This is a genomic window from Streptococcus vestibularis, from assembly GCF_900636445.1.
Taxonomy (GTDB): Bacteria; Bacillota; Bacilli; order Lactobacillales; family Streptococcaceae; genus Streptococcus; species Streptococcus vestibularis.
In genome coordinates this window covers 1450934-1473376 of record NZ_LR134275.1, presented here as the reverse complement: position 1 = coordinate 1473376, position 22443 = coordinate 1450934, and the positions used below count along the sequence as shown (strand labels likewise).

23 protein-coding genes are annotated in these 22443 nt (G+C 40.0%); 19 read left to right on the top strand and 4 right to left on the bottom strand.

Features of this window, described 5'->3' with window-relative positions; translation table 11 throughout:
* The first annotated feature begins 10 nt into the window (after positions 1–10).
* The 3 genes from ezrA (at position 11) to EL076_RS07345 (ending at position 3949) form a co-directional block, all read left to right on the top strand.
* Positions 11–1735, top strand: coding sequence for a septation ring formation regulator EzrA (gene ezrA / locus EL076_RS07360; RefSeq protein WP_003094835.1), 1725 nt, complete (start codon positions 11–13; stop codon positions 1733–1735).
* A 110-nt stretch (positions 1736–1845) separates the two neighbouring features.
* Positions 1846–2496 (top strand): phosphoserine phosphatase SerB, encoded by a 651-nt coding sequence (gene serB, locus EL076_RS07355; protein ID WP_003093290.1) that lies wholly within the window; start codon positions 1846–1848, stop codon positions 2494–2496.
* Positions 2497–2746: 250 nt separating this feature from the next.
* A complete protein-coding gene (locus EL076_RS07345) occupies positions 2747–3949 on the top strand; it encodes an IS110 family RNA-guided transposase (protein WP_003091867.1) in 1203 nt (400 codons plus the stop codon).
* Between the two features lie 673 nt (positions 3950–4622).
* Here the strand turns inward: EL076_RS07345 and EL076_RS07335 are convergent.
* Both EL076_RS07335 and EL076_RS07330 read right to left on the bottom strand, forming a co-directional pair.
* Positions 4623–5513 carry a DMT family transporter gene (locus EL076_RS07335; RefSeq protein ID WP_126429887.1) on the bottom strand — a complete coding sequence of 297 codons (891 nt, stop codon included), beginning with the start codon at positions 5511–5513 and terminating at the stop codon, positions 4623–4625.
* 167 nt (positions 5514–5680) lie between these two features.
* The gene (locus EL076_RS07330; protein ID WP_126429886.1) at positions 5681–5923 is read right to left on the bottom strand and encodes a hypothetical protein; all 243 of its coding nucleotides are present in this window, start codon (positions 5921–5923) and stop codon (positions 5681–5683) included.
* Positions 5924–6390: 467 nt separating this feature from the next.
* Between EL076_RS07330 and EL076_RS07320 the strand changes: the two genes are divergently transcribed.
* From EL076_RS07320 to EL076_RS07290, 6 genes are all read left to right on the top strand, one after another.
* A complete protein-coding gene (locus EL076_RS07320; RefSeq protein WP_003094070.1) occupies positions 6391–6774 on the top strand; it encodes a PaaI family thioesterase in 384 nt (127 codons plus the stop codon).
* 372 nt (positions 6775–7146) lie between these two features.
* Positions 7147–7374: a GyrI-like domain-containing protein gene (locus EL076_RS07310; RefSeq protein WP_225901369.1), complete on the top strand. Its 228-nt coding sequence runs from the start codon at positions 7147–7149 to the stop codon at positions 7372–7374.
* Entirely contained in the window at positions 7375–8106 is a 732-nt protein-coding gene (locus EL076_RS07305) for a pseudouridine synthase (RefSeq protein ID WP_126429885.1), read from the top strand.
* 81 nt (positions 8107–8187) lie between these two features.
* A complete protein-coding gene (locus EL076_RS07300; protein ID WP_003094424.1) occupies positions 8188–8316 on the top strand; it encodes a DUF4044 domain-containing protein in 129 nt (42 codons plus the stop codon).
* A 93-nt stretch (positions 8317–8409) separates the two neighbouring features.
* Positions 8410–9723, top strand: a complete 1314-nt coding sequence (obgE, locus tag EL076_RS07295; RefSeq protein ID WP_003093958.1) for a GTPase ObgE — start codon at positions 8410–8412, stop codon at positions 9721–9723.
* A 127-nt stretch (positions 9724–9850) separates the two neighbouring features.
* Positions 9851–10048: a hypothetical protein gene (locus tag EL076_RS07290; protein ID WP_002884415.1), complete on the top strand. Its 198-nt coding sequence runs from the start codon at positions 9851–9853 to the stop codon at positions 10046–10048.
* A 78-nt stretch (positions 10049–10126) separates the two neighbouring features.
* On the opposite strand, the gene EL076_RS07285 is transcribed toward EL076_RS07290, so the two are convergent.
* Together EL076_RS07285 and EL076_RS07280 are read right to left on the bottom strand one after the other, a co-directional pair.
* Entirely contained in the window at positions 10127–10867 is a 741-nt protein-coding gene (locus EL076_RS07285) for an amino acid ABC transporter ATP-binding protein (RefSeq protein ID WP_003093638.1), read from the bottom strand.
* On the bottom strand, positions 10867–13065 hold the full coding sequence (locus EL076_RS07280) for an ABC transporter substrate-binding protein/permease (RefSeq protein ID WP_003093324.1): 2199 nt from the start codon (positions 13063–13065) through the stop codon (positions 10867–10869). The genes EL076_RS07285 and EL076_RS07280 overlap by 1 nt, the downstream gene beginning before the upstream one ends.
* A gap of 198 nt (positions 13066–13263) precedes the next feature.
* Here EL076_RS07280 and EL076_RS07275 point away from each other — a divergent pair, with 198 nt between their 5' ends.
* The 10 genes from EL076_RS07275 to rpsU all read left to right on the top strand — a co-directional run bounded on the left by EL076_RS07275 (position 13264) and on the right by rpsU (position 22315).
* Positions 13264–14199 (top strand): CPBP family intramembrane glutamic endopeptidase, encoded by a 936-nt coding sequence (locus tag EL076_RS07275; RefSeq protein WP_003094806.1) that lies wholly within the window; start codon positions 13264–13266, stop codon positions 14197–14199.
* Positions 14200–14269: 70 nt separating this feature from the next.
* Positions 14270–14890, top strand: coding sequence for a hypothetical protein (locus tag EL076_RS07270; RefSeq protein ID WP_003094067.1), 621 nt, complete (start codon positions 14270–14272; stop codon positions 14888–14890).
* Entirely contained in the window at positions 14880–16871 is a 1992-nt protein-coding gene (uvrB, locus tag EL076_RS07265; protein ID WP_003094691.1) for an excinuclease ABC subunit UvrB, read from the top strand. Before EL076_RS07270 ends, uvrB begins: the two co-directional genes overlap by 11 nt.
* Positions 16872–16881: 10 nt before the next feature.
* A complete protein-coding gene (locus tag EL076_RS07260) occupies positions 16882–17376 on the top strand; it encodes a DUF6998 domain-containing protein (RefSeq protein WP_003093476.1) in 495 nt (164 codons plus the stop codon).
* 58 nt (positions 17377–17434) lie between these two features.
* Positions 17435–17899: an 8-oxo-dGTP diphosphatase gene (locus tag EL076_RS07255; protein ID WP_003093679.1), complete on the top strand. Its 465-nt coding sequence runs from the start codon at positions 17435–17437 to the stop codon at positions 17897–17899.
* Positions 17900–18113: 214 nt separating this feature from the next.
* Positions 18114–18926 (top strand): transporter substrate-binding domain-containing protein, encoded by an 813-nt coding sequence (locus tag EL076_RS07250; RefSeq protein WP_003093913.1) that lies wholly within the window; start codon positions 18114–18116, stop codon positions 18924–18926.
* 11 nt (positions 18927–18937) lie between these two features.
* The gene (locus EL076_RS07245; RefSeq protein WP_048788086.1) at positions 18938–19735 is read left to right on the top strand and encodes a transporter substrate-binding domain-containing protein; all 798 of its coding nucleotides are present in this window, start codon (positions 18938–18940) and stop codon (positions 19733–19735) included.
* Positions 19736–19979: 244 nt separating this feature from the next.
* Positions 19980–21089 (top strand): aminotransferase, encoded by a 1110-nt coding sequence (locus EL076_RS07240; protein ID WP_126429884.1) that lies wholly within the window; start codon positions 19980–19982, stop codon positions 21087–21089.
* Between the two features lie 61 nt (positions 21090–21150).
* Complete coding sequence (locus EL076_RS07235) at positions 21151–21945, top strand: ABC transporter substrate-binding protein (RefSeq protein WP_126429883.1); 795 nt, start codon at positions 21151–21153, stop codon at positions 21943–21945.
* 193 nt (positions 21946–22138) lie between these two features.
* Entirely contained in the window at positions 22139–22315 is a 177-nt protein-coding gene (rpsU, locus tag EL076_RS07230; protein ID WP_002884573.1) for a 30S ribosomal protein S21, read from the top strand.
* Positions 22316–22443 lie beyond the last annotated feature (128 nt).

Here is a 22443-nt window from a genome sequence, read left to right as displayed (position 1 = left end):
AGGAGAAACTATGTCTAGCGGAATTGTTTTACTGATTGTAGTGGCAGTTATACTTGTAATTGTCGCTTACTTAGTCGGTATTCTTATTAGAAAACGAAATGATTCGCGGATTGCACAGCTTGAAGAACGCAAGCAAAAATTGTTTGACTTGCCAATTAACGAAGAAATTGAAGAAGTTAAAAAGCTTCATTTGATTGGACAAAGTCAAACAACTTTCCGTGAATGGAATCAGAAATGGATAGACATTTCGACAAATTCATTTGCAGATATTGAAAATCATATTTTCGAAGCTGAAAATATGAATGATACCTTCCATTTCTTTAAAGCTAGTGGTGAGATCAATAATATTGAGAGTCAGTTAGATCTTGTGGAAGAAGACATTAAGTCTATTCGTGAGGCGCTCTCAACCTTGAAAGAACAAGAAGAAAAGAATAGTGCTCGTGTTAAACATGCACTTGACTTGTACGAAGAGTTGCAAAATTCTATTGAAGAAAACTCTGATAATTTTGGCTCTACTATGGGTGAAATCAATAAACAGCTTAAAAACATCGAATCTGAGTTTGCTGAATTCGTGACTCTTAATTCATCAGGTGACCCTGTTGAGGCATCAAGCATTTTGGACCGTGCAGAGGAGCATACCATTGCTTTGGGTCAAATTTCAGAGAAGATTCCAGCCATTGTAGCTAAGTTGGAAGATGATTTCCCAGATCAGTTGGATGATTTGGAATCTGGCTACCGCAAGTTGATTGAGCAAAATTACCACTTCCCTGAGAAAAATATCGAACGTCGCTTCCAGGAAATTCGTGAAGCTATCCGTTCAAACTCAAGTGAGTTGGTTTCTCTTGACCTGGATCGCGCGGAAGAAGAAAACGCTGATATTCAAGAAAAAATTGACAACTTGTATAGCATTTTCGAACGCGAAATTGCATCATACAAGGCTGTTATACGTCAAAAGAAAATTTTGCCAGATTATCTCAAGCATGCTAAAGAAAACAACAAGAAACTTCAAGAAGAGCTTGAGCGTCTCATGTTGACTTACATTTTCGATGAAACTTATGCAGCAGATGTACGTAGCTTTGCTTCAGATATTTCGAGTGTTGAAACAGCAGTTCTTCCAACCCTTGAAAACTTTGATAATCAGGTGAAACCTTTCTCAGAACTTGAAAAGATCTTCGAAAAGAGTCTCAATACCTTGTCTGCTGTTGAAAATGGACAGGTTGAGGTTTTTGAAAATCTTCGAGCTATCGCGAAAAATGAAGCTAAGGCGCGCGACGAGCTTGATGTTTATGTTAATAAATTGCATGTTATCAAGCGTTATATGGAAAAACGTAATCTTCCAGGTATTCCTCAATCCTTCTTGAGTGTATTCTTCTCAACAAGTGCACAAATTGAAGCTCTAATGGATGAGCTCAGCCGTGGACGTATTAATATTGATGCAGTAATGCGTTTGACTGAAACGTCAAAAAATGCTATTGAACATTTGGAAGAGACTGCTTATTTGGTTGTTCAAAATGCAACCTTAACTGAACAACTCTTGCAGTACTCAAACCGTTACCGCTCTTTCGAACCTGCTGTTCAAAGTAGCTTTGAGCATGCACTTAAGTTGTTCGAAGTCGACCATGACTACGATGCATCTTTGGAAGAAATCTCTTACGCCTTGGAAACAGTAGAACCAGGTGTAACAGATCGTTTTGTATCGTCTTACGAAAAAACACGCGAACAAATTCGTATGTAGAAGAGAGATTCTGGGCCTCGGTTCAGGATTTTTTTGAAGAAACTTATCTCTTTTTAGGTTAATGAAAAGCCTAATAAAAGTTATATAGGTATTAAAGAATAGAGGTAATTATGTCAGAAGTAAAAGGCTTATTAGTTATGGATGTAGACTCAACTCTGGTCCAAGAAGAAGTAATTGATTTATTGGGGGAAGAGGCTGGTGTTGGTCGAGAGGTCGCTGAAATCACAGAGCGGGCCATGCGTGGAGAATTAGATTTCAGACAGGCTCTGAATGAGCGTGTGGCAACCCTTAAGGGATTACCTGACAGCATATTTGAGAAGGTTTATGCCCGCATTCATTTCAACAAGGGAGCCAAGGAACTTGTGGATGAACTTCACTCACGTGGCTTCAAGGTAGGTTTAGTTTCTGGTGGTTTCCATGAGACAGTTGATAGACTGGCAAAAGAAGCAGGTATTGATTATGTGAAGGCTAATCACCTTGAGGTGGTCGATGGTCTCTTAACTGGTAAGATTTATGGTGAGATTGTTACCAAAGATGTCAAGGTAGCCAAACTTAAAGATTGGGCAGCAGAAAATGGTCTTAAACTCTCTCAAACCATTGCTATGGGTGATGGAGCCAATGATTTGCCTATGATTAAGACAGCCGGCATAGGCATCGCCTTTTGTGCCAAACCAATTGTCCGTGAACAAGCTCCCTATCAAATCACAGAACCAAATTTATATAAGGTGATTCAGATTTTGGATGAGGTTAAGACAAAGTAGATATAAAACATACTAAGATTAGTAGTGAAGAAATCTCCGACGGGAGAGAGTACTCACTACTTTTTCTTTGTGCTAAAGTAGAGGTGTCTTGTTAAGTCGTGGCTTCTTTTGGCGCTAGACGTCGTATATAAAACTGGCAAGACACCTGTTTTAGATGGAATTTTATCAAAGTATGTTGGACGCTAGACGTCGAGTATTGAAAATGAAATCACTAAAATAAGGAATCATTCAAGACAAAGAGGTAAACATAATGCGGACAGTTTTTGGTATCGATGTGAGTAAAGCAAGCTCAGAAGTCGCTATTCTTGTGAATGGTGAAAGGGTTCATAGCTATACTATGCCTAATGACATTATCGGATTTTCTCATCTACTGAAGGATCTAAAGACCGTGAGCAACCCCGAAATTATTTTCGAAGCTACTGGTGTCTATTCTCGCCGACTCCAGGCTTTTCTGGAAGAAAACAGCTATGACTATACACGTCTTAATCCTTTGGAAGCTAAGAAGCAACTTGATAGCTTACGAGTTCGGAAAACTGATAAGATTGACGCAGAGAAACTAGCTTCGTCACAATTTGTTTTAAATCGTAAACCAACTTACGTTCAAGAAGAAGTCTATCAAAACTTGCATGATCTTAGCCGATTCTACCAAAATCTGACAGAGGATATCGTAAGGACAAAGAATAGGCTGCACAAAGTTCTTCAAGTCGCCTTCCCAGAAATCGAGAATCTACTATCTACTCCTACAGGTGAGCAATATTGGAATCTCGTGTCCATCTTCCCAACAAAGCATTGGGTGCTGGAATTATCAGAAGTTGAGTTGAAAGAGACTATCCGCAACTCAACCTCTAAACGCATTTCAGAGAACAGAGTAGGTAACTTGGCCGAGAAGTTAGTTGGACTGGCAAAGCAATCTTATTCTGCCATTTCAAAAACCTCTCCTATGATAGAAGAGGTTAAGTATAATGCACAGGAACTTATAAGGTTGACAAACCGTCGGGAACAAGTTTTACAACAGTTGATAGCGTTAGCTGAACCTCTACCTGAATATGAGATTCTTCTCTCTATTCCTGGTATCGCAGAAACAACGGCTACAAGCATTATTGGCGAATTAGGAGACATTCGTCGCTTTAAGTCTGCTAATCAAATCAACGCTTTTATCGGCATTGATCTCAAACACTATGAATCGGGAGATTTCCTAGCTCAAGAGCATATCACTAAGCGTGGGAATCCTTATGCAAGAAAAATTATGTATAAATGTATTCACAATATCGCTTCAGCTAGTCATACCAATCCTTGCCATATCGCAGATTTCTATGAGAAACGAAAAAGACAATCGCAGACAACTTCAACTAAGCCACATACGATTGCCTCTATACATCGCCTCATTAGGACAATGTACTATCTTATAATGCATAATAAACTTTACGACTATACTTTAGCCAAAAGTCATTAAAGTCGTCTATGCTTTATAATTCTAACACCTTATTTCAAAAAATACCAGATAAGGTGTCGTTTTTATATGCTCAAATGTCAGAAAAAATGGCTTGAACTATTCCTCAAAAAATTCCTTTTATGCACTTTCAGAAATAATGTTGAATCAGAAACCGTATTATACTTGACAAATGGTAGAAAAAGAAGCTGTTGGACCATTCCAATGGACTTTTTGTACGTCAAAAAAGCACCGAATCGGTGCCACTTTTTTCAGGTTGTATACGGACTAAGCCTTAATTTAACTTGCTGTATTGTTTCGAATGGTTTCAAAACTTTTGTTATCACAATTTTCGGTTGACATCTCTTAGAACTCATCTTATCATAGAGGAGTCTAGTATTGAAATGGGAGAAGGGATATGTTATACGAATATCCAGCTATTTTTTACATGTTTGAGGAAGCTTACAGGATTAGTTTTCCCAATTTTGGTCGGATTATTCAGGTAGCTTCTTTGTTTGATGTTATGACGAAATCGTCAGTTTTTTTGGCTCATATTATCACTAATTATGGAGACAAGGAACTTACCTGTGCCGACGGCGGTAAGTAGTATTCCTAATGAGGAAGAGCTTGTGGTTTTCGTTTAGGCGGAACTTGATTGACAGCAAAAAAACTCTTGGAAGGTAAATTTCCGAGAGTTTTAATTTTTATTAGCCAAATAGACTCCAAGGACTACCAAGATTACCGCTAAAATTTGTAACTGTGAAAAGGGCTCCCCAAGGAAGACTACAGCAGCTAGAATTGAGATAATCGTCGATATGCCGATGAAAGAAGCGGTTCGGTTAACTCCGATATTTGCGATAGCAAAATTTGAAAGGATATACCCTATAACACTACAGCCCAATCCTTGGTACAGGATGGTTATGGCGAACTTTGGATTACTCCAAGGGAGCGTTAAGAGCTCCTTCAAGTTACCTGCTAGAAAGCTATGGCTTAGTGCAAAGAGTCCAAATGTAAGGCAACCACTGGCTAACATAAAATAGGTAATTTCAAAGCTAGTGAATTGACTGGCTTTTTCAACGTCAACGCAATAAAGAGCATAGGAGACAACGGCTAAACCTAAAATGAAGTACCCGACAAGTGAGAAGTTGGTAGAGTCACCTGCAGCGAATACGGCAATAATGATACCGATGAGGGTTGTAGTGACACCTACCACTTGCCAACGACTTGGCCATTCTTTCAAAATAAGACTAGACATGATAAGTGCGACGACCGGAATGCAAGCGAGGAATGCTCCACTTTCAGAGGCAGTAGTCATACGAATTCCAATCGTTTCGCAGATAAAATAGATAATAGGATTAAGGATGGCAATACGTGTCAGAGGTCTGAGATTTCTGCCGTTTATGACTACCCTATGTCTTCTTGCGAGAAGATAAAGGTTGACAAAGAAGAAGGCTGTGACAAAACGCCAAGAGATTAAAGCAAGGCCACTGGCCTGTGCTGTAATCGATTTGGTAAAGATAAAACTGAGCCCAAAAAGGATCTCGCAGGCAGCTGCAGCCAAACATCCCAAGATAATTTTATGTCTCATTGTCTCACCCCCTGATTATGGATTTCCATACCTATTATAGCACCTTTAGATAACGCTTTCATCAATCTGAATCTAAAAAGATTAGCAGAATAGCTAGCCTATCTTATATTGGTTACCAATTGAGACAGTTCCGTTTGAGCCAACTTTGACATTTGTAATGTCTTGGCTTAAACAGCATTTTCACCATTTGTTTTGGCTGAATTACCGTTTTCGCTGTTCAATTCAGACGAACTGTCTTTGTTGACTTTAACTGAGGTACCTGAGTCGTTAGAAGAAGAGTATTTTCTCACCTTACTTGATGATGATGAAGAAGATGAGTCAGTTTTGTCTTTGTAGTTACCACATGCTGCTAGGGTTAACAAGGCAAGAACTGAGACAGATGCTAAAGTTAATCTAGAAAATACTTTCATAATAATATTCCTTTTTTATTAGTAAATTTAATTTAATGAAAACTCATCGAATTGAAAGCGATTCTATTTTTACCGAACTGTAAACTCTTGGTAAGATAGGTGTTGTATAAGACTAATCTGTTGAAAAATAAGAGGATGCCTTAAGGGTTATGATAGATATTTTAAAGCGTTCAGTTCGGTTGTTAGGCTTCTCTTTGTTATAATAAAAGAAAACAAATGTAGGTTCATTATGTATCAAACGACGATTAAAGGTGACAAATGCTATCATTCACTTTCAGAGGGTTACGGAGTGTCTGTGGAACTCTTTGGATATACGGATTGACTCTAGCTATGAAGAAGCGGATATAGATGTTGATATCAGCTTGGTGAAATAAGCTTGTTATCCGTCGAGAAATTCGTGTTATACTAGTAGCTATAGACAACCTGTTTCACTTGTGGTGGGATGGGTATTGATAGGAGGGCTTGCTATGCAAGACAAACTACATGAAATCCGTGTGTTTGAGAATTTTCAAGAAGAACTATTTGAAACTGGGCATGTGATTGTCGCAACTGAGGTCGTCGAGAAGTCCTTGAATTATTTTGGTAATGCTCATGGAGGTTATTTATTTACGCTCTGTGATCAGGTGGCAGGACTTGTGGCACTTTCAACAGGGGACTACGCTGTGACTCTTCAGTCCAATATCAATTATTTAAAGGCAGGCCATTTGTCTGACCAACTCAAGATTGAAGGTCTTTGTGTGCATAATGGTAAAATGACCAAGGTGGTAGAAGTCCTCATTACTAATCAGGAGGAAAAAATTCTTACTAGGGCGACCTTTACCATGTATGTGACAGGCTCGGTTTCGGAGTAGAGAAGGGATCTTATGTCAGATTTTCAAACTGTGGATGAGTTTGCAGTCTTTGTAAATGACTACCTGACACCAGACCAATTGAGTGTTCAGGAATATTCTTGTGCCTCTTGACGATTATGATATGATGTGTCCTTAGCATGCCGTCTGAAATTTTTCTGGCTTACACAAGGTCTTTTTCAGTCTGTAATGGATTTGGATAATAGTTTTTCTATAGATACTGAAAGCCTGACTATGAAGGTACGACTTAGGGGACCAAGAACTCCTGTTTCAAGTGACTGGACTGGAGATGGTGGTTATTGATTTAACTGGCTCTCTTTATCGTTTCGTTGATGTGTCATTCAATGAGGGAGTCGAAAGACTTATGTAACAGCTTTGGCTGGTGAGGACAATAGTCTGGGAATGATTGCTCTTGCGCCAGCTACTTGTGCGTTTTTTAAACTTAGAGGGCCTGCGACGGCGGCTGTTTGGGAGTGTTTTCATTATGCTAAGAAACATTTTGTGATGACTGATCAGCCTACTGTAGAGGTTTATCCACCAGGGAATCGTCAGGCTGAAGATTATGAAATGGAAATTTGGATTCCAATAAAGGAGGAAGTGTAGATGCGTCTGGACAAGTTTTTGGTGGACTGTGGTGTCGGGAGTCGTAGTCAAGTCAAGAACTTTCTGAAAAAGAAGCAAGTGACTGTAAATGGGCAGCTGGAAACATCACCTAAGACTCAGATTGATGAGAATAAAGACCGAATTGCTTACTTGGATCAGGAGTTGACACATGAGACTTTTGTTTACTATCTCTTAAATAAACCTCAAGGTGTCATTTCAGCAACGGAAGATCCCCGTCATAAGACTGTGCTTGATTTACTCGATGACACAGCAAGACATAAGCAGGTTTTTCCAGTTGGTCGCTTGGATATTGATACTCATGGTCTCCTTCTATTGACCAATAATGGAGACTTAGCCCATGCTATGCTATCTCCGAAGAAACATGTGGACAAGATTTATCAGGCTAAGGTGGCTGGTGTAATGGATGAAGAGGATATCTTGGCTTTTGAAAAAGGGATTAAGCTTAAAGACCATACTTGTCAGCCAGCGAAATTAGAGATTGTATCAGTCGACAGGAATGAGAGTACTAGTTGGGTTCAAATTACCATTGCCGAGGGAAAATTCCATCAGGTTAAGCGTATGGTAGCTGCTTGCGGTAAGGAAGTGACAGAGTTACAACGTCTAAGTATGGGGCCTTTAAGCCTGCCCAATGATTTAGAACTTGGTACTTGGCGACGTTTAACCGAGGAGGAGTTGGAAGCTTTAACGGTTTTTGGAATTCCTTTGTCTTAAGCTAGTCTAATAGTTGCGAAATAGGCGGATTTTTGTTACTATTATTGTGATATTCTAGAAGAAAAAACGAGGTAAATTCAAGTGGCATTTGGAGATAACGGACCACGTAAGAAATCATTTTTTGAACGTCTAACAGTATTAGTCGTTTTGATTATGCTATTAGTAACAGTTGGGGCATTGATTTTCCAAGCAGTCGCATCTGTCCTTTAAGACGCTATCAAGCGTTTTTTTGTGTATGTCGGAAATTCTTTGGTCTGAGATTGAATTAGAACACTGCATACAAATCAGAAAGAGAGAATATAAATGAGTATGTTTTTAGATACAGCCAAGATCAGTGTCAAAGCTGGTCGTGGTGGCGATGGGATGGTTGCCTTCCGTCGTGAAAAATATGTGCCAAATGGCGGTCCTTGGGGCGGTGACGGTGGTAAGGGTGGCTCAGTCATTTTCAAGGTTGACGAAGGCTTGCGCACCCTTATGGATTTCCGTTATAACCGGAAGTTCAAAGCCAAAAACGGTGAAAAAGGGATGACCAAGGGTATGCATGGTCGAGGAGCTGAAGACCTTATCGTTAGCATCCCGCCTGGTACGACAGTACGTGACGCTGAAACAGGTAAGGTTATTACTGACATGGTCGAGGATGGCCAAGAGTTTATCGTTGCTCACGGTGGACGTGGTGGACGTGGAAATATCCGTTTTGCGACACCTCGTAATCCTGCCCCTGAAATCGCTGAAAATGGTGAACCAGGTGAAGAGCGTGAACTTCAATTGGAATTGAAGATTTTGGCTGATGTTGGTTTGGTTGGTTTCCCATCTGTTGGTAAATCAACAATTCTCAGTGTGGTAACGGCAGCAAAACCAAAGATTGGTGCCTACCACTTTACGACAATTGTTCCTAACTTGGGAATGGTCCGTACAAAGTCAGGAGAGAGCTTTGCCATGGCCGACCTTCCAGGATTGATTGAAGGTGCTAGCCAGGGGGTTGGGTTGGGAACACAGTTTCTCCGCCACATTGAGCGTACACGTGTTATCCTTCATGTTATTGATATGTCCGCAAGTGAGGGGCGTGATCCTTACGAGGATTATCTTCAAATTAACAAAGAGTTGGAAACTTACAACTTGCGCTTGATGGAACGTCCACAAATTATTGTTGCTAATAAGATGGATATGCCTGAGGCTGAGGAAAACTTAAAAGAGTTTAAGGAAAAATTGGCTGCTAATTATGATGAGTTTGATGAGTTGCCACAAATTTTCCCAATTTCAAGTTTGGCTCACCAAGGTTTGGAAAATCTCTTGGAAGCTACTGCAGAGTTGCTTGATGAGACAGATGAATTCTTGCTCTATAGCGAAGACGATATGGAACAAGAAGAAGTTTACTACGGCTTTAACGAGGATGAACGTCCATTTGAAATCAGTCGTGACGATGATGCGTCATGGGTACTTTCTGGTGAGAAACTTGAAAAACTCTTTGTCATGACTAACATGGAACGTGACGAATCTATCATGAAATTTGCGCGTCAATTGCGTGGTATGGGAGTTGATGAAGCGCTCCGTGAACGTGGTGCTAAGGATGGCGACATCGTTCGTATCGGTAACTTCGAATTTGAGTTTGTGGATTGACGTTGTAAGACTCTCTAAGTACTGAAGCACAAGATAGTGTACGGCAGTCGCTATGGCGGCCTGCCAAGCAACCTCACTAACTATGTAAAGTCGGCGAATTTAAAAATATTGAAATAAGAGGTTTACAATGGGAGATAAACCGATATCCTTCAGGGATAAAGATGGAAACTTTGTTTCTGCGGCCGATGTTTGGAATCCAAAGAAACTTGAAGAACTCTTTACGCGCTTAAATCCTAACCGAAAACTCCGTCTTGAGCGTGAACGCTTGGCAAGGGAAGAAGCAGCAAAACACCCTGAACTAAATGAAGAAACAGAGCAAGTCTAGCACTTGCTCTGTTTTTCTTATCCAAAATAGTAATCAAAAACAGCTACTCTAGCAAGAGTAACCGTTTTGATAATTAGGCTAGGCGTTTAGAACCTTGTCCAAGAATTCTTTCAAACGTGGGTGTTGTGGGTTATCAAAGATTTGATCTGGAGTACCATCTTCGAGGAACTCACCCTCTGCAGTAAAGATTACTCGGTTGGCAACTTGACGGGCAAATCCCATTTCGTGAGTAACGATAATCATGGTCATACCTTGCTCTGCCAATTCTTTCATAACGTTAAGAACATCTCCGACCATTTCAGGGTCAAGGGCAGAAGTAGGTTCGTCAAAGAGCATGATATCAGGATTCATTGCCAAACCACGTGCAATCGCCACACGTTGTTTTTGTCCACCTGACAAGCTATCTGGCGTTGCATCAGCCTTGTCAGCAAGTCCAACACGATCAAGAAGATCCATAGCTAATTTATCAGCTTCTTCTTTAGTCATGCGTCCAAGTTCAACTGGTGCGAATGTCACATTTTCAAGGACGGTCATGTGGGGGAAGAGGTTGAAATGTTGGAAAACCATCCCGATATTTTCACGGGCTTTGTCAAGGTTTGTCTTAGGATCTGATAATTCATAGCCATCAACGACTACTTTACCAGAAGTTACTGTTTCAAGTAGGTTAAGAGTACGAAGGAAGGTTGATTTACCTGAACCTGAAGGACCGATGATACATACAACGTCACCTTCGTAGAATTTGGCGTCAATGCCTTTAAGGACTTCATTGTCGCCGTATGATTTGTGCAAGTCCTGCACATCGATTTTCAATTCAGCCATTATTTAAGTCTCTTTTCTAGTCGTTTGGCCAATTTCGTCAAGCATGTGATGATGACCAAGTAAAGGATGGCCAAAATCGCATACATACGGAATGATTGGTAGTTACGAGCAATGATGATTTTACCAGTTTGGAAGAGTTCGACCAAACCGATAGCTGATACGATAGTCGTATCTTTCAATGAGATAACAAATTGGTTGATGAAGTTTGGCAACATCAAGCGAACAGCCTGTGGCAAGATGACCTTACGCATTGTTGTATTGTAAGGGACACCCAAGCTTCGGCTGGCTTCCATTTGACCAATTGGCACAGCTTCGATACCACCACGCACAATTTCAGCAATGTAAGCACCACCGTTAAGTGAGAGGGCGATAGTCGCTGCCACAAAGTCATTGATTGGTGACTGGTGACCAGTGATATTTTCAATCAAGTTCGGAATACCCCAATAGATGAAGGCTGCAACAATCATCAATGGGATACCACGAACCACGTCAACAAAGACTTGCGAAATCACGCGGAGTGTCTGGTTTGGTGCAACTGCCATCATACCGAAGAGAACACCGATAATCATGGCAATAGCAAATGAAAGAAGGGTCAAACCAAGGGTAATTCCAAGACCTTGGAGGAGTTGTTTATAGTTGTTCTTAATCAAGCCTACGATGGTTGTTTCATCGGTAGCTTTTTTTGAGCTTCCCTCTTTTGATTTGTTGCTATCGAGGTATTTATTGATAATCTTATCGTAAGTACCATCTTTAACGATAGCAGCTAAACCATTGTTGAACATCTCAATCAACTCAGGATTAGCACCTTTTTTAACAGCAAAGCCGACATCACCAGTAGCAATACCTTCAATTGGTGTTGTAAAGTTACGCCCTTGTTGGATAGCGTATAGAAGAACGGCTTCGTCATCCATAAGAGCATCGATTGAACCAGAGTTCAAGCTGTCATACATAGTAGAAGCTTCATCGTAAGCACGGACTGTAAAGCCATATTCACCAGCGTGGTCTTCCAACCATGAGTAAGATGACGTACCGTTTTTAGCTCCTACAGTCTTACCTTTGAGATCCTTATAAGATTTAATCTTACTTCCTTTAGCCACAGCCAAACGAATATTTGATGTGTAGTAAGAATCTGAGAAGTCAAAGATTTGTTTACGAGCATCAGTGATGGTCATACCGGCCAATACGGCATCAGCTTGGCTAGATTGTACAGCATTAAGTGATGCATCGAAACCAGGGTTTGTCAATTTGACATTAAAACCTTGGTTTTTAGCAATGGCATTGATGATATCGACATCGATACCTACATATTTACCTGAACCATTTTGATATTCGAATGGAGCAAAAGATGAGTCCATTGAGATAGTGTAGGTTTCCTTGGCAGGAGTGGCTTTTGCGTTAGCATCACCAGTCAATTTAAGATCTGCTGAAGGTTTTGATGAAGAAGATTTTTCTGAATCCCCCAACCATTTGTTCATGATTTTGTCGTAGGTGCCGTCTTTCTTCATTTCCTTAAGAGCTTCGTTAAAGTCTTTGATAAGCTTCTCGTGTTTTCCGCCTTTTTTAACAGCAAAAGCGAAGCTACCGATAGATTCAGGCTTGATGTTGATAGCGTAGTCTTTTCCTTGACCAATAGCGTATTTAACAACTGGCGTGTCGTCCATAGCTGCGTCAACAGAACCTGAATCCAAGCTGTTGTTCATCAAGTCGCTAGTGTCAAAAGTTTTAACTGTGAAACCATATTTGCTAGCGTTTTTATCGAGCCAAGTTTGAGCAGCGGTACCGTTTTTAACACCGACTGTTTTCCCCTTCAATTGTTTGTAGTCGCTGACTTTGTCGCTACTACGTGTATAGATAACAATTGAAGTGTCGTAATAAGTGTCTGAGAAAGTGAAGACCTTCTTACGTGCGTCGGTAACAGTAGTACCGGCCATTAGGGAGTCTGCTTGGCCTGATTGAACAGCGTTAACGGCTGCATCGAAACCAGGGAAGGTTTGGTTAACATCCCAATTTTTACGTTTGGCAACTTCGTTGATGATATCAACGTCAATACCTTTGTAGATCTGATCAGAATCTTTGAATTCAAATGGGGCATAGGCTGTATCTGAAACGACTGAAATTGTTTCAGCAGATACCTTAGCTCCGAAAACAAAGAAAACTGACATGGCACTCAAGAAGAGTGTCAGAAGTTTTTTCTTCATTATAAAAAGTCTCCTTTATAAAATACCCTCTTATTCTATCAAAAAAAGGTCTTATTATCAAACTTCTAGAAGTTTGATGTCAGGAAATGTGACAAAGTCAGTTAGCTATGAGAGCTATCTGGGAAGAAGTTGACAAGCTTGTGTCAATTAGTTACACTGTAATCGAATACATGTAAGATTTGTTACAGGAGCTAAAAAATGAAGAGACGTATACTTGAGAAATATACTAGCCGATATGATAAAGTCCCAAGTTGGCTGATGATTATGCTGTCTTGTTTTATTGCTTTTGGTTATGTCCTCATAGGTGGATTTCTATCAGGGATTGTTGTGGGAATTCCAATGGCTATTGTTCTTTCATTCTTGATGTTTAATGGCGACATTCAGTTTCAGGATATAAATACGATTTCCTATAAGATGTTTTCAAACATGTATTTTCAGTTGGGAACATTTGCCTTTACTGCCTTAGCTATCTTTTTCTGGGTTAAAGTTGTTGAAAAACGTCCCATTCGTACACTTGGATTTTTCAAGGGTTATATTTGGTTGAACTTGCTTAAGGGCTGGGGATTTGGGACTTTACTCTTGTTAGTTAGTTTCCTTGGGACTTATTTACTTGGAGGGTTAGAATTTGTAAAAGTAGACTTTTCTCAGAGAACCGTCTTATATATACTTTCCCTAATACCTTTCTGGTTTATCCAAGGCGGAACCGAGGAATTGGTGACACGTGGTTGGTTACTTCAGACGGTGACTAATAAATTGAACCTTTCCTGGGGAATTGCTATCTCAAGTTCTTTCTTTTCAATATTACACCTAGGAAATCAAGGTGTTACAGCCTTGTCTCTTATCAGTATTGTTCTAGTAGGAATTCTCATGGCTCTTTACATGCTCAAGACAGATAATATCTGGGGTGTCGCTGCCCTTCACGGTGCTTGGAACTTTGCGCAAGGGAATCTAGTTGGCGTGGCAGTTAGTGGACAGAATGCAGGCGGTAGCTTATTGCACTTTCAGGCCAGGTCAGGCGTGCCTGATTGGTTGTCAGGAGGAGCTTTTGGGCTAGAAGGAAATCTCGTTACCTGTCTCGTTCTCTTGGTAGGGATTATCATCCTTCGTCTACAATTGAAAAAAGAAAACTTTTAAGGCTGAGTTCAAAGACTCGGTCTTTTTACTTCTGTGTTAAAATAGAAGAAAGTTTGGAAAAGGGGAAGAGATGATAGTAAAGCTTGAGCGAGGTATGATTTGGGTACAGATTGTCTATGGACTTATACTTCTTATCGCTTCTACCAGTTTATTCTGCTGGCTTCTTATAGACGATTATCGTTTTGGGAATTTTGTGGATAACTGTGTTGCCTTCCTCGTTTTACTAATATTTCTTCATGCTCTGACTAACTTAGTTGATGGTATTGTGAGACTTAAAGGTCATAAAAAAATTTTGGAAATTAACAATGATACCTTTATTTATTATGGAAGATTATGTGGACGGGTCACCTTTGAGATTCTGCTGTCTGAGATTGACTTGGTTATGAAGGATTGGTCAACGCCAATGGATGATGCCAAACACTCGTCGACTATATACTATATTCTAAAACGTATCGATGATTTCGGAAATATAAGGTCTTGGGAAAGGCAGAGATATAGAGTTTTATACATTTTTTTCAATGATAGTAAAACGGCCTTGAAATATGATAAAAAACGTGGTTTTCAGACACGAAAAAAGCGAAAATACGTTGCTGCGACACGAATGATTCACATTCCTATCGCAGAAGGAGAATTTTTCTCCGACCAAGAGATGAATGATTACATAAATGAAAGGAAAAACTATGATAGATAGAAAAGAAGATAACCAATTTCATTTGGTTTCTAAATACGAACCCTCAGGAGATCAGCCTCAGGCTATCGAAACCTTGGTGGACAATATTGAAGGTGGTGAGAAGGCTCAAATCCTAAAGGGTGCGACTGGGACAGGTAAGACCTATACCATGAGTCAGGTCATACAGCGCGTGAATAAACCAACCTTGGTTATCGCCCACAATAAAACTTTGGCAGGTCAGCTTTACGGAGAGTTCAAGGAGTTCTTCCCAGACAATGCTGTAGAATACTTCGTTTCCTACTATGATTTCTATCAGCCAGAGGCCTATGTACCGTCATCAGATACCTATATCGAAAAAGATAGCTCTGTAAACGATGAAATTGATAAGCTACGACACTCAGCAACGTCGGCCCTCCTTGAGCGTAATGATGTTATCGTTGTGGCTTCCGTTTCTTGTATTTATGGTTTGGGTTCACCCAAAGAATATGCCGATTCAGCGGTTAGTCTTCGTCCAGGCCAAGAGATTTCTCGAGACAAGTTGCTCAATGACCTAGTTGATATCCAGTTTGAGCGTAACGATATTGATTTTCAACGCGGAAAATTCCGTGTACGTGGCGATGTGGTTGAAATTTTCCCTGCCAGTCGTGATGAACATGCTTTTCGAGTGGAATTTTTCGGTGATGAGATTGACCGCATCTGTGAGATTGAAAGCTTGACAGGACGCAATCTCGGCGAGGTTGAGCACCTTGTTCTTTTCCCGGCGACTCACTTTATGACTAATGAAGAGCATATGGAAGAAGCCATCAAGAATATTATGGAAGAGATGGAAGCTCAAGTTAAGCAATTTGAAGCTGAGGGTAAGCTCATCGAGGCTCAACGTATTCGCCAAAGGACAGAATACGATGTCGAAATGCTCCGTGAGATGGGTTACACCAATGGTGTTGAAAACTACTCGCGCCATATGGATGGACGTAAAGAAGGCGAGCCACCTTTCACCTTGCTTGATTTCTTCCCAGAAGATTTCCTTATCATGATTGATGAAAGTCACATGACTATGGGTCAGATTAAGGGAATGTATAACGGAGACCAGGCCCGTAAGAAGATGTTGGTTGATTACGGTTTCCGTTTACCATCGGCGCTTGATAACCGTCCACTTCGACGTGAAGAATTCGAGAGTCATGTCCATCAGATTGTCTATGTGTCTGCCACTCCAGGGGACTATGAGATGGAGCAGACTGAGACTGTTGTTGAGCAAATTATCCGTCCGACAGGGCTCCTTGATCCAGAAGTCGAAGTGCGTCCAATTATGGGACAAATGGATGACCTTCTTGGTGAAATCAATGCCCGAACTGAAAAAGGCGAGCGTGTCTTTGTAACCACTTTGACTAAGAAGATGGCTGAAGACTTGACTGACTATCTCAAGGAGATGGGTGTCAAGGTCAAATACATGCACTCTGACATTAAGACTTTGGAACGTACTGAGATTATCCGTGACCTACGTTTGGGTGTCTTTGATGTTCTTATTGGTATTAACCTTCTTCGTGAAGGGATTGACGTTCCTGAAGTTAGTCTGGTTGCTATTTTGGATGCGGATAAGGAAGGTTTCCTTCGTAATGAACGTGGGCTCATCCAAACAATCGGGCGTGCTGCCCGAAATAGTGAAGGGCACGTTATCATGTATGCGGATAAGATTACGGAGTCTATGCAGAAAGCTATGGATGAAACTGCTCGTCGTCGTGAAATCCAAATGGCTTATAATAAGGAGCACGGTATCACTCCGCAAACGATTAAGAAAGAAATTCGTGATCTTATTTCGATTACCAAGGCCAATGAAGCAGAAGTGGCAGAGGATACGGTGAACTACAGTGCCATGAACAAGAAAGAACGCCAAGAAGCCATCAAGAAACTTCAAAAACAAATGCACGAAGCGGCAGAACTGCTTGATTTTGAATTGGCAGCACAAATCCGTGATATGGTTCTAGAGCTGAAGAGTATGGATTAAGGTGAGATTAATGGATATTAAAGTGTTACAAGAAAAGTTTTGTGAATATAAGGAATTAATGAATTGGTTTTATATACAGGGGATTCTAAGAACTGATAACTTAGTTGGTTCTTATGCTGAATACTTGCTTTCTGACAAATTGAATTTAGAGTTATGTGATAATAGTTCAAAGGATGTAGATGCTATTGAGATTGTTGATAATAGAGAAATTAGGTACCAGATTAAGTCTCGTAGGTTAAATGGGAGGGAAGATGGTCTAAATGTTGAGTTTGGGTCAGTTTCAATTTCAACTGAAAACCCAACTTTTGATTATCTTTTAGTTTTGGTTTTTAGTCCAACTTTTGAAGTGGATTATGCTTATAAAATACCTTACGAATCAATTAATATGTACTCTGTTAAAAAGTCTAATGGGAAGAGAGCAATTATACTAAATAAAAAACGAATTAAGCAATTTGAGGATAATGATGATAAAATTGAAGATATCAAAAAGAAATATTTAAGTTGATTTGATTATATAACTATTGCTCCTACTAAATAAATATTTACTTATAGAAAGGAACTATATGTCACGTTCACAAGCTACTATTCTGACCAACATGTGTCTCATTGAAGATGGTCATGGAAATATTGTTATGCAAATTCGCGATCCCAAGCGTTATTCTTGGTCAGGTGCTGCCCTACCTGGTGGCCATATTGAAGCACACGAGGGACTAGTGGAGTCAGTTATTCGTGAGGTCAAGGAAGAAACTGGCTTGACCATTAAAAATCCTAAATTGGTTGGTATGAAGCATTGGTACACGACAGATGACGAGCGTTATCTCGTTTTCCTCTATAGAACTTCAGACTTTGAAGGTGACATTCACTCGACAGAGGAGGGAGAAGTCCGTTGGGTTGCCAGGGAGGATGTTCCTAAGATGGAGCTGGCCTATGACATGCTCAACCTCTTGCGCGTGTTTGAAGAGGATCAACTCTCCGAACTTTTCTATCGTGAGCGCCTTGAAAATGATTTCCTAAAAGAGTTTTGGTAAAAAAATGAACTATTTATTCAAATGAATGAATAGTTTTTTTGTCTTTGAAATTAGATAGAAAACTTTAAAACAAACGATTTTGGGTATTCATAACGACTCCGAAATTAATAAAAATAAAAAATAAATCAATAAAAGTTCATTATTTCATTGACAAATGCATAATAATACATTATTATACTTACATAAGTTAATAAATATAGAAAAGAGATTGATTATGAAAACATGGAAAAAACTTTTGTTGGGATTTGCAGGGATTTTTGCTTTGATGACTTTAGCAGCTTGTTCTTCATCGAAGGACACTTTGGAAAAGGTACAAGATAAAGGAACTTTGACAGTTGCTCTTAATCCCTATTTTGCTCCTTTTGAATTTAAAACCATCCAAGATGGTAAGGATACTATTGCTGGAGCAGACATCGAAATTGCCAAGGCTATTGGCGATGAACTAGGTGTGAAAGTCAAATTCTCTGAGATGTCTTTTGATAATGTCTTAGCCAGCGTTCAATCTGGTAAAGCTGATATTGCCATTTCTGGTATCTCAGCCACTAAAGAGCGTCAGAAAATTTTCGACTTCTCAGATACTTACTATGAGTCTGAAACGGTTCTTGTTGTCAAAAAAGATGCGACAGGAACTTACAAACAAACCGGTGATTTTGCTAAAAAATCTGTAGCCGTTCAAAAAGGTTCTATTCAAGAAAGCATTGCTAAATCCAACTTGTCAGATGCTAATGTGGTATCCTTGGCACAACCTGGTGAAGCTATCAATGAATTGAAATCTGGTCAAGTTGAAGGAGTGGTTCTTGAAAAAGCCATTGCACAAGGTTATATAGAGCAAAACAATGACCTAGCTGTGTCAGACATTGCTCTCAAGTCAGATTCAAAAGACGCCTATGCCGTTGCAATGCCTAAAGGAAGCGATAAGCTAAAAGCAAAGGTTAATAAGGTTATCGCTAAACTCAAAAAAGAAGGTAAGATTGACAGCTATGTTCAAGATGCCTATGCTCTGTCACTTAAGAGTTCTACTAAATAAGGGGGTATTATATGAAGAAATTTTGGTTTATCCTTACAGCTCTAGTCGCCACGTGCTTTCTAGTTGCTTGTAGCGGAAGTCAGGGAGTGAACACAAAAACGATTAAGGAAAAGAAGAAAATTGTCGTGGCAACAGAATCAGAATTTGCACCATTTGAGTTCAAATCATTGGTTAACGGCAAAGATACGCTAGTTGGAGCAGACATCGAGTTGGCCAAAGCTATCGGTGAAAGACTCGGCGTAAAGGTTGAATTTTCCGTGATGTCTTTTGACAATGTCCTCGCTAGTGTGCAAAGTGGTAAATCAGACATCGCCATTGCAGGAATCTCAGTAACAGACGAGCGTAAGAAAGTCTATGATTTTTCTGATAGCTACTATACCTCTGAAAATGTAGTGATTGTCAAAAAAGACAAGGTGAATGATTTTACGAGTGCTGATAGTCTAGCTAAACAAACTGTCGGTACGCAAAAAGGGTCCGTTCAAGAAACAGTTGCTAAGAAACAAATTTCTAAGGCAAGTGTCGTTTCGCTGGCTTCAAATGGTGAAATGATTAATGAACTCAAGTCAGGACAGCTTCAAGCAGTTGTACTTGAGAAGGCCATTGCAGAAGGTTATATCTCCCAAAATGACGATTTAACCCTTGCCAACTTTAACCTCAAGTCAGACGGTTCGGATGCTTATGCAGTCGCGACACGTAAGGGCTCGGACGATCTGCTTAAAGAAATCAATGCCGTCATCAAAGAGACTAAAGACTCTGGACAATTTGACCAATGGTTAAAAGAAGTATCAACCTACAAACAAAGTAAGTAAATTTAAAACTTCTGAGCACCTGAAACAAGTCAATTTCAGGTGTTTTCACCAACGGCGAAAAGTCTCGTTTGGTGCTCGCTTTACTCACTTAAGGGGAGTCGCCAAAAATTCTTGAATCTAAATGGGGCAATACCCCATGTTTTATTGAATTCTCTGCTAAAAACAGTTATTATCAAAGTAGGTAAGTCTGTTCAAATAGACAAATGACATCGTATAGAGTGCTTAAGAAAAGCAAGGAGAAACTATGAAGCTACCACGTTTTGGTGTTGAAGAATGGCTTAATGTCCATGAAAAATCTGCCATTTATGATATCGCAGGAGTTTCAATAAAGGCCCTCACAATGGGAGAATTATTTGACCTATCAGGCCTTGATAAGGACGCCTTTTTTGCCCAATTACTAAATAAAAAAATGGATTACGGCTGGATTGAAGGGTCACCAGAGTTCAAGACTCAAGTGGCTAGCTTATACAAGAACATACCAGTTGATAATATCCTCCAAACCAATGGAGCAACGGGAGCGACGATGCTAGCCCTTTACGCTCTTATTGAGCCTGAAGACCATGTCATCTCCATGTATCCAACCTATCAACAGCTCTATGACATTCCCAAGTCGCTAGGAGCAGATGTGGACCTTTGGGAGATTGAGGAGGACTATAACTGGTTGCCTGATTTGGATCGACTCCGTCGTCTGATTCGCCCTAATATCAAGATGATCTGTATTAACAATGCCAACAATCCTACCGGGGCCCTTATGGACGCTGCTTACCTCGAGGAGCTAGTGGCTATCGCTAAAGAAGTAGACGCCTATATCTTCTCAGATGAGGTCTATCGCAGTTTTGACCAGCCTGCGTCTTCTATTGTGGATTTGTATGAAAAGGGTATTGCCATCAATAGTCTGTCAAAGACCTATTCGATTCCCGGTATTCGTGTGGGTTGGGTAGCTTCTAACACAGAGGTAGCGGACATTCTACGTGACTACCGCGACTACACGATGATTTGTGCTGGAGTCTTTGATGATATGGTGGCTACCCTTGTCTTGGAAAATAAAGAAGCTATCCTAGAACGTAATCGTCAGATTGTGGAGGAAAATCTAGCTCTTATGGATGCCTGGATTGCCAAAGAACCTAAGGCGTCATGGATGAGACCTGCTAGTGTTTCCACCTCTTTTGTCAAATTAGATGTGAATCGTCCTATCGAAGATTTTGCTTTAGAGCTTCTTCAGGGCTATGGTGTTCTTGTGGTTCCGGGTAACCGTTTTGACAAGGAGTCCCATGTCCGCATCGGTTATTGCTGTGACAAGGAAGTCCTTCAAAAGGGCTTAGAAAAACTGTCGCAATTTCTTAATAAATGTTGACAATACCACTAATTTTAAGTAAAATAAACGAGCAAAAATTATATTTATACAGGAGTTTCTTATGAAAAAACTATTACTTGGAGTCATGGCTCTCCTTGCTGCTGTTACCTTGGTAGCATGTGGGTCAAAAAAAGATGCTTACGAATCTATTAAAGAAAATAAAAAACTTGTCGTAGCTGTCAGTCCAGACTATGCACCATTTGAGTTCAAAACTTTGGTCGACGGTAAAGACCAAGTTGTCGGGTCAGACATCAAGTTGGCACAAGCTATTGCTGATGAACTTGGGGTTAAACTTGAAGTGACAACAATGAGCTTTGACAATGTCCTTTCTAGCCTTCAATCAGGTAAGGCTGATCTTGCTATCTCAGGTATCTCAGTAACAGCCGAACGTAAGAAAACCTTTGATTTCTCAGATCCTTACTACGAAACACAAAATGCTATCATCGTTCGTAAAGATCAAGAATCTACCTACCCAAGCCTAGACGCTTTCAAGGGTAAAAAAGTAGCTGTTCAAAAAGGTACTATCGAAGAAGGACTTGCTAAGAAACAGTTGAAAGACTCAACAGTTGTATCACTTACAGCGATGGGTGAAGCTATTAACGAAGTTAAGTCTGGCCAAGTTGATGCTGTTGATCTTGAAAAACCAGTAGCAGAAGGTTACGTGGCACAAAATCCAGATTTGGCATTGGCAAGTGTTGCCCTCAAAGTTGACGATGGTGATGCTAAAGCAGTCGCTATGGCTAAAGGTAATGACAAATTGAAAGAAGCAGTAAACAAGGTTATCAAGAAATTGAAAGACAATGGTACTTATGACGAGTACATCAAGGATGCTTCTAAATATACAGCAGTTGAGTAAAAAATAGACTAGAGGATGATTCCTCTAGTTTTTTGTATGGCGAAGTCTCTGATAATCTTCAGTAAGACTTAGAAAATAGCGTTGACATCAAAAATGCCCAAACTTAAAAGATATTTCTTGACAGAAAAAGATCAGTCTTGTATACTTGAATAGAACGTGTAAAATGTTACATTATCTTGAGGAGGTGAATTCAATGTCAAAAACAGTAGTACGTAAAAACGAATCACTTGACGACGCTCTTCGTCGTTTCAAACGTTCTGTGACTAAAGCTGGTACTCTTCAAGAGGCTCGTAAACGTGAACATTACGAAAAACCTTCTGTAAAACGTAAACGTAAATCAGAGGCAGCTCGCAAACGTAAAAAATTCTAATTAAGAATGAAATTAACAGAAAAAAACTTGAGTTTACTCAAGTTTTTTTCTGTTAATCGAATAAATAAGTCAGTTAGTAGTTATGAGATACAAAAAATAAGACGTCTGGAATTTCAGACGTCTTTAGT

Excerpts from the sequence above, each read along its gene's own strand:
- ezrA (WP_003094835.1), top strand. The coding sequence starts at position 11 with ATGTCTAGCGGAATTGTTTTACTGATTGTAGTGGCAGTTATACTTGTA.
- serB (WP_003093290.1), top strand. The coding sequence starts at position 1,846 with ATGTCAGAAGTAAAAGGCTTATTAGTTATGGATGTAGACTCAACTCTG.
- EL076_RS07345 (WP_003091867.1), top strand. The coding sequence starts at position 2,747 with ATGCGGACAGTTTTTGGTATCGATGTGAGTAAAGCAAGCTCAGAAGTC.
- EL076_RS07335 (WP_126429887.1), bottom strand. The coding sequence starts at position 5,513 with ATGAGACATAAAATTATCTTGGGATGTTTGGCTGCAGCTGCCTGCGAG.
- EL076_RS07330 (WP_126429886.1), bottom strand. The coding sequence starts at position 5,923 with ATGAAAGTATTTTCTAGATTAACTTTAGCATCTGTCTCAGTTCTTGCC.
- EL076_RS07320 (WP_003094070.1), top strand. The coding sequence starts at position 6,391 with ATGCAAGACAAACTACATGAAATCCGTGTGTTTGAGAATTTTCAAGAA.
- EL076_RS07305 (WP_126429885.1), top strand. The coding sequence starts at position 7,375 with ATGCGTCTGGACAAGTTTTTGGTGGACTGTGGTGTCGGGAGTCGTAGT.
- obgE (WP_003093958.1), top strand. The coding sequence starts at position 8,410 with ATGAGTATGTTTTTAGATACAGCCAAGATCAGTGTCAAAGCTGGTCGT.
- EL076_RS07290 (WP_002884415.1), top strand. The coding sequence starts at position 9,851 with ATGGGAGATAAACCGATATCCTTCAGGGATAAAGATGGAAACTTTGTT.
- EL076_RS07285 (WP_003093638.1), bottom strand. The coding sequence starts at position 10,867 with ATGGCTGAATTGAAAATCGATGTGCAGGACTTGCACAAATCATACGGC.
- EL076_RS07280 (WP_003093324.1), bottom strand. The coding sequence starts at position 13,065 with ATGAAGAAAAAACTTCTGACACTCTTCTTGAGTGCCATGTCAGTTTTC.
- EL076_RS07275 (WP_003094806.1), top strand. The coding sequence starts at position 13,264 with ATGAAGAGACGTATACTTGAGAAATATACTAGCCGATATGATAAAGTC.
- EL076_RS07270 (WP_003094067.1), top strand. The coding sequence starts at position 14,270 with ATGATAGTAAAGCTTGAGCGAGGTATGATTTGGGTACAGATTGTCTAT.
- uvrB (WP_003094691.1), top strand. The coding sequence starts at position 14,880 with ATGATAGATAGAAAAGAAGATAACCAATTTCATTTGGTTTCTAAATAC.
- EL076_RS07260 (WP_003093476.1), top strand. The coding sequence starts at position 16,882 with ATGGATATTAAAGTGTTACAAGAAAAGTTTTGTGAATATAAGGAATTA.
- EL076_RS07255 (WP_003093679.1), top strand. The coding sequence starts at position 17,435 with ATGTCACGTTCACAAGCTACTATTCTGACCAACATGTGTCTCATTGAA.
- EL076_RS07250 (WP_003093913.1), top strand. The coding sequence starts at position 18,114 with ATGAAAACATGGAAAAAACTTTTGTTGGGATTTGCAGGGATTTTTGCT.
- EL076_RS07245 (WP_048788086.1), top strand. The coding sequence starts at position 18,938 with ATGAAGAAATTTTGGTTTATCCTTACAGCTCTAGTCGCCACGTGCTTT.
- EL076_RS07240 (WP_126429884.1), top strand. The coding sequence starts at position 19,980 with ATGAAGCTACCACGTTTTGGTGTTGAAGAATGGCTTAATGTCCATGAA.
- EL076_RS07235 (WP_126429883.1), top strand. The coding sequence starts at position 21,151 with ATGAAAAAACTATTACTTGGAGTCATGGCTCTCCTTGCTGCTGTTACC.
- rpsU (WP_002884573.1), top strand. The coding sequence starts at position 22,139 with ATGTCAAAAACAGTAGTACGTAAAAACGAATCACTTGACGACGCTCTT.